This window comes from Streptomyces sp. MB09-01 (assembly GCF_033794505.1).
Taxonomy (GTDB): domain Bacteria; phylum Actinomycetota; class Actinomycetes; order Streptomycetales; family Streptomycetaceae; genus Streptomyces.
Genome location: NZ_JARAYQ010000293.1, coordinates 1 through 9,460, shown reverse-complemented (window position 1 = coordinate 9,460; position 9,460 = coordinate 1). Strand labels below are relative to the sequence as shown.

General features: G+C 72.8%; 9 protein-coding genes. 6 read left to right on the top strand and 3 right to left on the bottom strand.

Features of this window, described 5'->3' with window-relative positions; translation table 11 throughout:
* The first annotated feature begins 20 nt into the window (after window positions 1–20).
* The 4 genes from PV721_RS37180 (at window position 21) to PV721_RS37165 (ending at window position 4,060) form a co-directional block, all read left to right on the top strand.
* Window positions 21–578, top strand: a complete 558-nt coding sequence (locus PV721_RS37180; RefSeq protein WP_319732318.1) for a flavin reductase family protein — start codon at window positions 21–23, stop codon at window positions 576–578.
* Between the two features lie 200 nt (window positions 579–778).
* Window positions 779–1,564 (top strand): electron transfer flavoprotein subunit beta/FixA family protein, encoded by a 786-nt coding sequence (locus PV721_RS37175; protein ID WP_319732314.1) that lies wholly within the window; start codon window positions 779–781, stop codon window positions 1,562–1,564.
* Window positions 1,565–1,624: 60 nt separating this feature from the next.
* Window positions 1,625–2,587: an electron transfer flavoprotein subunit alpha/FixB family protein gene (locus PV721_RS37170; RefSeq protein ID WP_314241909.1), complete on the top strand. Its 963-nt coding sequence runs from the start codon at window positions 1,625–1,627 to the stop codon at window positions 2,585–2,587.
* A gap of 174 nt (window positions 2,588–2,761) precedes the next feature.
* On the top strand, window positions 2,762–4,060 hold the full coding sequence (locus PV721_RS37165) for a DUF6986 family protein (RefSeq protein ID WP_319732310.1): 1,299 nt from the start codon (window positions 2,762–2,764) through the stop codon (window positions 4,058–4,060).
* 30 nt (window positions 4,061–4,090) lie between these two features.
* On the opposite strand, the gene PV721_RS37160 is transcribed toward PV721_RS37165, so the two are convergent.
* On the bottom strand, window positions 4,091–6,505 hold the full coding sequence (locus PV721_RS37160; RefSeq protein WP_319732308.1) for a WD40 repeat domain-containing protein: 2,415 nt from the start codon (window positions 6,503–6,505) through the stop codon (window positions 4,091–4,093).
* Between the two features lie 179 nt (window positions 6,506–6,684).
* On the opposite strand from PV721_RS37160, the gene PV721_RS37155 reads away from it, so the two are divergent.
* Window positions 6,685–6,885, top strand: coding sequence for a hypothetical protein (locus PV721_RS37155; protein WP_319732306.1), 201 nt, complete (start codon window positions 6,685–6,687; stop codon window positions 6,883–6,885).
* Here PV721_RS37155 and PV721_RS37150 read toward each other — a convergent pair.
* Window positions 6,875–7,864: a LacI family DNA-binding transcriptional regulator gene (locus tag PV721_RS37150; RefSeq protein WP_319732316.1), complete on the bottom strand. Its 990-nt coding sequence runs from the start codon at window positions 7,862–7,864 to the stop codon at window positions 6,875–6,877. The genes PV721_RS37155 and PV721_RS37150 overlap by 11 nt on opposite strands.
* Before the next feature lie 170 nt (window positions 7,865–8,034).
* Between PV721_RS37150 and PV721_RS37145 the strand changes: the two genes are divergently transcribed.
* The gene (locus PV721_RS37145; protein ID WP_319732304.1) at window positions 8,035–9,090 is read left to right on the top strand and encodes an NUDIX hydrolase; all 1,056 of its coding nucleotides are present in this window, start codon (window positions 8,035–8,037) and stop codon (window positions 9,088–9,090) included.
* Between the two features lie 43 nt (window positions 9,091–9,133).
* Here the strand turns inward: PV721_RS37145 and PV721_RS37140 are convergent.
* Window positions 9,134–9,460 (bottom strand): MBL fold metallo-hydrolase (locus tag PV721_RS37140; RefSeq protein ID WP_319732302.1); only part of this gene is annotated, 327 nt, incomplete at its 5' end.

Here is a 9,460-nt window from a genome sequence, read left to right as displayed (position 1 = left end):
CGGCCAACTGCCTAACCCGGATGCCTGCCCCGCCGGCCCCGGCAGTCCCCCCCGCCCCCCCCCCCCGTAGCCCCCGTCCTCCCCGTTCCGGCGACGGCCGCCCCGGCTCGCCCGAGCTCCTGCGTTCGGTCTTCCGGCAGCACGCCGCCGGAGTCGCGGTGATCACCGCCCAGGACGGCGGGCGGCCGGTGGGCTTCACCGCGACCTCGCTCAACTCGGTCTCCGCCGACCCGCCCCTGCTGTCCTTCACGATCGGCACGGGTGCCTCCAGCTGGCCGGGGGTGCGCGACAGCGAGTACCTCGGCGTCCACATACTGGGCGAGCACCAGCGGGAGCTGGCCGGGCTGTTCGCCCGCAGCGGAGCCGACCGCTTCGGCCCGGCCACCCGCTGGGACCCGGGGCCGCACGGGGTCCCGGTGCTCGACGGCGTACTGGCCTGGCTGGTCTGCCGGGTGGTGGCACGGGTGCCCGCCGGCGAACACCGTGTGATCATCGCTGAGGCGATCGCCGGGGATCCGGCCGGCGAAGGCCGCCCGCTGCTGTACCACCAGGGACGCTTCAACGCCTTGCGCGACTGAATCGTCCCTGCTTGGGAGGGTCGGGCGGCGTTGGGCAGATCACAGTTCACGAGCCTTGCGACTTGGCGGGACCCACTGTGTACTGACGAGTAACATTCCCTTCGGAGCGCGGGCCGCCCCGACCGGGATCCGCCCGACAAGGCGCCTATGCTGCCTGCATAAGGCGGTACCAGAAAAGACGATGCGGTAGGAGAGCCGGCGTGAGCCTGAGGATCGTTGTCTGTGTGAAGTACGTGCCCGACGCCACCGGCGACCGGCAGTTCACCGAGGACTTGACCGTCAACCGTGACGACGTCGACGGCCTGCTGTCGGAGCTCGACGAGTACGCCGTCGAGCAGGCGCTGCAGATCGCCGAAGAGGCCGACGACGCCGAGATCACCGTGCTGACGGTGGGCCCCGAGGACGCCAAGGACGCGCTGCGCAAGGCGCTCTCGATGGGCGCCGACAAGGCCATCCACGTCGAGGACGACGACCTGCACGGCTCCGACGTCATGGGCACCTCGCTGGTGCTCGCCAAGGCCATCGAGAAGGCCGGCTACGACCTGGTCATCACGGGCATGGCGTCGACCGACGGCACCATGGGCGTGCTGCCGGCGATCCTGGCCGAGCGCCTGGGCGTCCCGCAGGTCACCCTGCTCTCCGAGGTCAAGGTCGAGGACGGCACCGTGACCGGCCGCCGTGACGGCGACACCGCGAGCGAGCAGCTGGAGGCCTCCCTCCCCGCGCTCGTCTCGGTGACGGACCAGTCGGGCGAGGCCCGCTACCCGTCCTTCAAGGGCATCATGGCCGCCAAGAAGAAGCCGGTGGAGTCCTGGGACCTGGAGGAGCTGGAGATCGAGGCCGACGAGGTCGGTCTGGAAGGCTCCTGGACCGCGGTCGACGCCGCGGCGCAGCGCCCGGCCCGTACCGCCGGCACGATCGTCAAGGACGAGGGCGAGGGCGGCAAGCAGCTGGCCGAGTTCCTGGCCGGCCAGAAGTTCATCTAAGAGCTTCGGCCAACCCCTCCATAGCCCCCAGACACTTCGCAATCGCAGGAGAGCAGTCCCATGGCTGAAGTTCTCGTCTACGTCGACCACGTGGACGGCGCCGTCCGCAAGCCCACCCTCGAGCTGCTGACGCTGGCCCGCCGCATCGGCGAGCCCGTCGCCGTCGCCCTGGGCGCCGGTGCCGACGCCACCGCCGCAGTGCTCGCCGAGCACGGCGCGGTCAAGGTCCTCACCGCCGACGCCCCCGAGTTCACCGAGTACCTCGTCGTACCGAAGGTGGACGCGCTCCAGGCCGCGTACGAGGCCGTCTCCCCGGCCGCCGTGCTCGTCCCGTCCTCCGCCGAGGGCAAGGAGATCGCCGCGCGCCTGGCCGTCCGCATCGGCTCCGGCATCATCACCGACGCCATCGACCTGGAGGCGGGTGACGAGGGCCCGGTCGCGACGCAGTCCGCCTTCGCCGCGTCGTTCACCACCAAGTCCCGCGTCTCCAAGGGCACCCCGGTCATCACCGTGAAGCCGAACTCGGCCCCGGTCGAGGCCGCCCCGGCCGCCGGTACCGTCGAGGCGCTCGCCGTCACCTTCGGTGCCCTGGCCACCGGCACCAAGGTCACCGGGCGCACCCCGCGCGAGTCGACCGGCCGCCCCGAGCTGACCGAGGCCGCGATCGTGGTCTCCGGCGGCCGTGGCGTCAACGGTGCCGAGAACTTCCACATCATCGAGGACCTCGCGGACTCCCTCGGCGCGGCCGTCGGCGCCTCGCGTGCCGCCGTCGACGCCGGCTGGTACCCGCACTCCAACCAGGTCGGCCAGACCGGCAAGTCGGTCTCCCCGCAGCTCTACATCGCCTCCGGCATCTCGGGCGCGATCCAGCACCGGGCCGGCATGCAGACCTCGAAGACCATCGTCGCCATCAACAAGGACGCCGAGGCCCCGATCTTCGACCTCGTCGACTACGGCGTGGTCGGCGACCTCTTCGCGGTCGTCCCGCAGCTGACCGACGAGATCAAGGCGCGCAAGGGCTGACCTGCGCTTCTGTTCGTAGCTTCGCTTCTCCGGGGCCGTGTGGTGTTTCTCACCGCACGGCCCCGAGTCGTTCGTCCCACGCGTCGGAGGGACCATTGACTGAGCGGAACCCCGTGGCTAAATTCTGCTATGCGGATCTAAGCTTCCGTGAAGCGGAAAAGAGGAGAGTGCACGATGGGTCAGCAGGAGAAGGTGGCGACGAGCCTCGCAGGCGCGGTCAGCGAGGGCATCAGCGCCTCCCTCGCGCCGGTGGACGCGGAGCTCGCGCGCCACTACCCGGGCGACCCCGGCACCCGTCAGCCCGTCCACACGGTCTACGTACCCGGTGACGTCTTTGCCGCGGACACCATCCGTTCCTGGGGCGACCAGGCCCTCGCCGCCCTCGACGAGCACGCCCCGGACGCCGCCACCTTCGCCAAGGTGCTCGGCATCTCCGACGAGCTGGCCGTACCGGTCTACGACCGCGTCCGCGCCAAGCTGCAGCGCGAGCCCATCGAGGACCTCCGCGTCGACTTCGAGGACGGCTTCGGCGTCCGCTCCGACGAGGAGGAGGACCAGGCGGCGGCCCGCGCGGCGCGCCTGATCTCCGAGGCGTATTCCAACGGCACCAACGCCCCCTACATGGGCATCCGCATGAAGTGCATGGAGTCCAACGTCCGCGACCGCGGCATCCGCACCACCGACGTCTTCCTCTCCGGCCTGCTCGCCCACGGCGGCCTGCCGGACAACCTGGTCCTGACCCTGCCCAAGGTCACGTACGCCGAGCAGGTCACCGCGTTCGTCAAGCTGCTGGAGGCCTTCGAGACCTCCCGCGGTCTGCGCCCGGGCCGGATCGGCTTCGAGATCCAGATCGAGACCAGCCAGTCGATCCTGGCCTCCGACGGCACCGCCACCGTGGCCCGCATGATCGAGGCCTCCCAGGGCCGCGCCACCGGCCTGCACTACGGCACCTTCGACTACAGCGCCTGCGTCGGCGTCTCGGCCGCCTACCAGGCCAGCGACCACCCCGCCGCAGACCACGCCAAGGCGATCATGCAGGTCGCGGCCGCCGGCACCGGCGTACGCGTATCCGACGGATCGACGAACGTCCTGCCCATCGGCACCACCGAGAAGGTCCACGAGGCCTGGAAGCTGCACTACGGTCTCACCCGCCGCGCCCTGGCCCGCGCCTACTACCAGGGCTGGGACATGCACCCCGGCCACCTGCCGACCCGCTACGCGGCCGTCTTCACCTTCTACCGCGAGGGCCTGGAGACCGCGGCGGCCCGCCTCAAGGCGTACGTCGCCAAGATCGAGGGCGACGTGATGGACGAGCCCGCCACGGCGAAGGCCCTGGCCGGCTACCTGGTCCGCGGCCTCGACTGCGGCGCGGTGGGCCCCGAGGAGGTCACCGCCCTGACCGGCCTGACCCGCGCGGAACTGGACGCCTTCGCCATCCCCCGCCGCTCGGCAACCCTGACGGCGACCGCCTGATCCAGCCGCAGTGAGCGGCCCGGCCCCGGTTCACCGGGGCCGGGCCGTCGGCTCGTGCGGGCCGGGAAGCACCCAGAACCGCAGGGTCCCGTCCTCGCCGGCGGAGGCGATCAGGCTGCCGTCGGGGGAGAAGGCCACGCCCCGGACGGCGCCGGTGTGCCCGGTCAGCGGCAGACTGCCGACGGATTCCCCGGCGTGCGTGTTCCACAGCTGTACGGTGCCGTCCGCACCGGCGCTGGCCAGCAGTCGGCTGTCCGGGGAGAAGGCGAGGTCGTACACCTGCCCGGTGTGCCCGGACAGCTTCAGGCTGCGCGACGGTCCGGCGGGCAGGTTCCAGAGCCGGGTGTTGCCGCCGATGTCACCGGTGGCCAGGAGCCGGCCGTCCGGTGAGAAGGCCAGGGTGCGGATGGAGGTCCAGTGGGCGCCCAGCTCCAGGCCGGACGCATCGCGGGCGGTGCGGTCCCAGAGCGCCACCTTCTCGTCGAACGCACCGGCCATGGTGCGCCCGTCGGGGGAGACCGCGAGGGCGTAGAGGTCCGACACCCCGTCGGGCACCCGTGCGGTCGCCCCCAGGCCAGCGTCGGCGTCCCAGAAGAGGATCCGGCCGGTCCCGTTGACCATCGCCGCCCACCGGCCGTCGGGGGCGAACGCGACGCCTTCCTTGAGCGAAACGGGCCGTATCAGAGGGGTGGACAGGGTCAGGTCCGGGGTCCACAGTCCGGCCGGGCCGCCCTCGACCGGGAACTCCAGGCCCCACGGGGAATCCGCCGGCAGCAACAGCACCTCGGGCAACAGGTTGCGGGTCACCGGATCCCAGGTCAGCACCGTGCGGTCCGCGGTGCGGACCAGCAGCCGGCCGCCGTCCGGGGAGAAGGCGAGCCGGCGCAGCGGTGTCCCGGCCTTGCTCGACGCGGCGGGGAGGGGTACGGCGTGTCCCTGGCGCAGGGCCGCGGTCAGGGCCCGGGATCCGAGCGGCGAGGGAGCCCGCGAGGCGACGTCCGGATCGAGGTGGTGGATGACCATCGTTCCGCTCTCGCCGCAAGCGGCGAGCACGCGGCCGTTGGGTGCGAACGCGACGCTGTGGACCGGCCGACCGTCCCCGGTCAGCGGCGTCCCGTCGGGGGCTCCGGTCGCCGGGTCCCACAGGCGTACGATCCCGTCGTCGCAACCGGTGGCCAGCAGCCGGCCGTCCTGGGAGAAGGCCACTCCCCGTGTGAACCGGTCGGGCCCGCCGAGCGGTCCGGCGACGGCGGCACCCGTCGCGGTGTCCCACAGCCGCGCCCCGTCGGCGCCGACGGTGGCCAGGACGCGTCCGTCCGGGGAGAAGGCCATCCCGTGCACCGCACCGCGGTGGCCGATGAGGGGCTCGCCGACGCTCGCTCCTGCGGTGAGATCCCATATCCGGATGACGTGCTTGCCCCTGAGTGCGGCCAGCAGGCCGCCATCGGGGAGGAAGGCGAGCGCCCCGACCTCCCCGAAGTGTCCGATGAGGGGAGGCCCGGCGGGCTCGCCGGTGGCCGTGTCCCACCTGCGCACGCTTTCGTCGTCCGCGGCGGTGACCAGCACGCTGCCGTCGGGGGAGAAGGCCACGACCGTGATGGGCTCCTCGTGTCCGAGCAGCGCCGGTCCCGCCGCGGCGTGGGCCGCCAGGTCCCACAGCCTCGCCGTGCAGTCGTCGGCACCCGTGGCCAGGAGGCGGCCGTCCGGCGAGAACGCCATGGTGCTGACGCTCCGGACCCCGGCATCGATCTCGCCCACGGGCCGGCCATGGACGGCGTCCCGCAACTGCACCACCCCCTCGCCCCGGGTCGCCAGGAACCGTCCGTCGGGGGAGAACACCGCACCGAGGGGGTGGTTCGCGGGGGAGGTCACCAGCCGGGCCGGGAAGAAGCCGCTCTCCTCGGCCCGTGAGGGCAGCGGCAGAATCGGAGGCGGGGGTACCCGGGCGGCTTCGGCCCGGCGGGCGGCAGCCGCCCGCGCGCCGGCCCGGTACGCGGCGATGGCCCCGGCCCGTGCCCCGGCCTTCGTATCAGCCGTCGCATCGGCTTTCGCGTCGGTCGGCGCATCCGCCGCCTGGGAGGCCGCGGGCGGGGCCGCGTCCCGGCCCCGGCCGGGCGTCGACGGCTGGAGAGCGGCCAGGTCGCGCCAGCGGCTCCGCCAGGGTTCCAGCCGCGGGGAGTTGTGCGGCGGAACCGTCGTCTCCCGGCCGTACTCGTCGTAGGCGTACAGGATCCGCACCAGGGCCATCAGCGTGTCCAGGCCCAGCAGCCGCTTCCCCCGGAAGGCATCGCTCTGCGTGGCCACCGGCAGCCGGAGTCCGGTCCGGGACTTCGCCGCACGGGTCTCCAGCTTCCGGTAGGAGGGGTTGCCGCGTTCGATGCGGAGTTGACGCAAGTCGCCGGCGAGGCGGCTCAGTTCCTCCTCGAAGCCACTGTCCGAATCCACCTGCACCCCCTGCACCGTGCGGAAGGCCAGGCTAGAGCGCGGTCCGCCGAACAGTCCCGGACTTTCCGGAACAGCAGCGAACACCCCGGGACGTCCGGGCGATTTCGGCAGTGATCGCGATGGCGCGGATCCGTTCCGCCCGTGCGGGAACGCTCCGGTCCGTCGGCTGCAATCGGGTCATGACCACACCTCAGAACCCGACGGACCGCGAGCCGTTCGTTTCCCTGCACACCGCCGTCGTCCTGCTCGCCGCGATCCTGATCGGCCTCACGGCCGGTGGCCTGACCTTCCTCGGCGGCTCCGGCGCCGCGCTCGGCGTGCTCGCCGGGCTGGCCGCCGCCGGTGGCGCCGTTCCCGTACTGCGAACCCTCATCCGCTGAACGGGGGGAGTTCGCCCGAGCCGCGGGGGATCAGGGTGGTCGGGAGTTCGGTGCGGGTCGTCGGGAGGGCGGCGCCCGACAGGCGCTGGAAGAGGCGGTCCGTGGCCACTCGGCCGAGGGCCGCCGGGTCCTGGGCCACCACCGTGACGCCGGGGCGGAGCAGGTCGGCCAGTTCGAAGTCGTCGAAGCCGACCAGGGCCACCGGGTGCTCCCGGGCCGCGAGGACCCGTACCACCGTGACCGTCACGCGGTTGTTGCCCGCGAAGACGGCGGTGACCGGGTCCGGGCCCGTGAGCATCGCCCCCGTCGCCGTCGCCACCCGGCCCGGGTCGGTGGAGCCGAGGGACACCCAGGAACCGGCCACCGGGAGGCCCGCGTCGGCCATGGCGGCGCGATAGCCGCGCAGGCGTTCCGCCGCCGTGTGGATGCGGGGGTGGTCGCCGATGAAGCCGATCCGGCGGTGGCCGCCCGCGATCAGGTGGGCCACTCCGCCACGGGCGCCGCCGAAGCTGTCCGAGAGCACGACGTCCGCGTCGATCCGGCCGGCCGGGCGGTCCACGAACACCGTGGCCACACCGGCCCGCATCTCCGGCTCCAGGTAGCGGTGGTCGTCCCCGGCAGGGATCACGATCAGGCCGTCCACGCGGCGCGCGCAGAGCGCGAGCGCCAACTCCCGCTCGCGGTCCGGGTCCTCGGCGCTGGAGCCGTTGATGAGGAGGGCACCGTGCGAGCGGGCCACTTCTTCCACGGCCCGGTTCAGCGGGCCGTAGAAGGGGTCGGCGAGGTCCTCCAGGATCAGGCCCACGGTGGCGGTACGGCCCTTGCGCAGGACGCGCGCGCTGTCGTTGCGGCGGAACCCCAGGGCGTCGATGGCCTCTTGGACCCGTTTCTCGGTCTCGGGGGTGACGCCCGGCTCGCCGTTGACCACCCGTGACACCGTCTTCAGGCCGACGCCCGCCTGGGCCGCCACGTCCTTCATGGTCGGCCGGTTGCCGTAGCGGGGATCGGACGGGCGGCGGTTGTGGGGCACGGTCGTGAATCCTCCGGAGTCTCGGGCAGGGCTGTGACCTTGAGGATAAGCACTCGGCCGATAGTGAGGTTTCCGTGGCAGGCTGGTGCGGGCAAGCCACTGGGGGCTCCGGACGAGCCATGGGGAGAGGGGTAGACGTGATTGTCTGGATCAACGGCACATTCAGCGCGGGAAAGACCAGCACGGCCCGCGAACTGGCCGGAATCCTTCCGGACAGCACCCTGTTCGACCCGGAGTTCATCGGCGACGCGCTGCGCCTGCTGCTGCCGGCCAAACGGCTGGCGGAGGTCACCGACTACCAGGACCTGCCGAGCTGGCGGCGGCTGGTGGTGGACACGGCGGCGGCGATGCTCGCGGAGCTGGGCGGAGTGCTCGTCGTACCGATGACGCTGCTGCGCCAGGAGTACCGGGACGAGATCTTCGGCGGGCTCGCGGCGCGGCGGATAGCCGTGCGGCACGTGCTCCTGGCCCCTGCGGAAACGATCCTTCGCGAGCGGATCGCGACCCGGGAGGAGCCGGGGGAGCCGGACGAGGTCGACCTCCGGGTCCGCCAGTGGGCCTACGACCACATCCCGGTCTACCAGCAGGCCCTCGGATGGCTCACGGGCGACGCGCACGTCATCGACAACAGCAGCCTCACCCCGCGCGAGACGGCGCAGCGCATCGCCGAGGCCGTCCGCTCCGAGACGGCCCCGGTCTGCGACATCGTGCAGACCCCGGAGCCCACCCGGGAGACGGTGGCGGCCGGGGTCCTGCTCTTCGACGAGCAGGACCGGGTGCTGCTGGTGGATCCGACGTACAAGGCCGGCTGGGAGTTCCCGGGCGGCGTCGTCGAAGCGGGCGAGGCACCCGCGTGCGGCGGCGTACGGGAGGTCGCGGAGGAACTGGGACTCGTACTGGACCGCGCGCCCGGCCTGCTCGTGGTCGACTGGGAGCCCCCGCAGCCCCCCGGGTACGGCGGCCTGCGCCTGCTCTTCGACGGCGGCCGCCTCTCCCCGGAGGCGACGGACAGGCTCCGCCTTCCCGGCCCGGAACTGCGGGCCTGGCGCTTCGTCACGGAGGCCGAGGCCGCCGGCCTCCTCCCGCCGCACCGTCACGAACGCCTGCGCTGGGCCCTGCGCGCCCGGGAGCGCGGCCGCCCCCTCTACCTGGAGGCGGGCACTCCGGTCGGCTGAGCCCGGCGCCGGGCGAGCGTCCGAGGACGGGAAATTCGAACCGTCAGGCGGGGGTTCCGGCGGCCGCCTCGACCAGCGCGGCCGCCGTGTCCGTCGTCAGGGGACCGCCGTGGCCGAAGCAGGCGATCGACGGGGAGAGCCCGGCCAGGCGGTGGAAGGAGTCGACAGCCCGGCCCCGGTCCACGTTGAAGACGCCCAGCATCAGCGGGCCGACGGCGGCGATGCAGTCGCCGGCGAACAGCACGCCGTGGCCCGGCAGGTGGATCCCGATGCTGCCGTCCGTGTGGCCCGGGGCGTGCACGACGTACGCCCCGTCCCCGAAGCCCAGCGCGTCCCCGTCCTCCAGCTCGCGGTCGACCGGGGTGGGCGG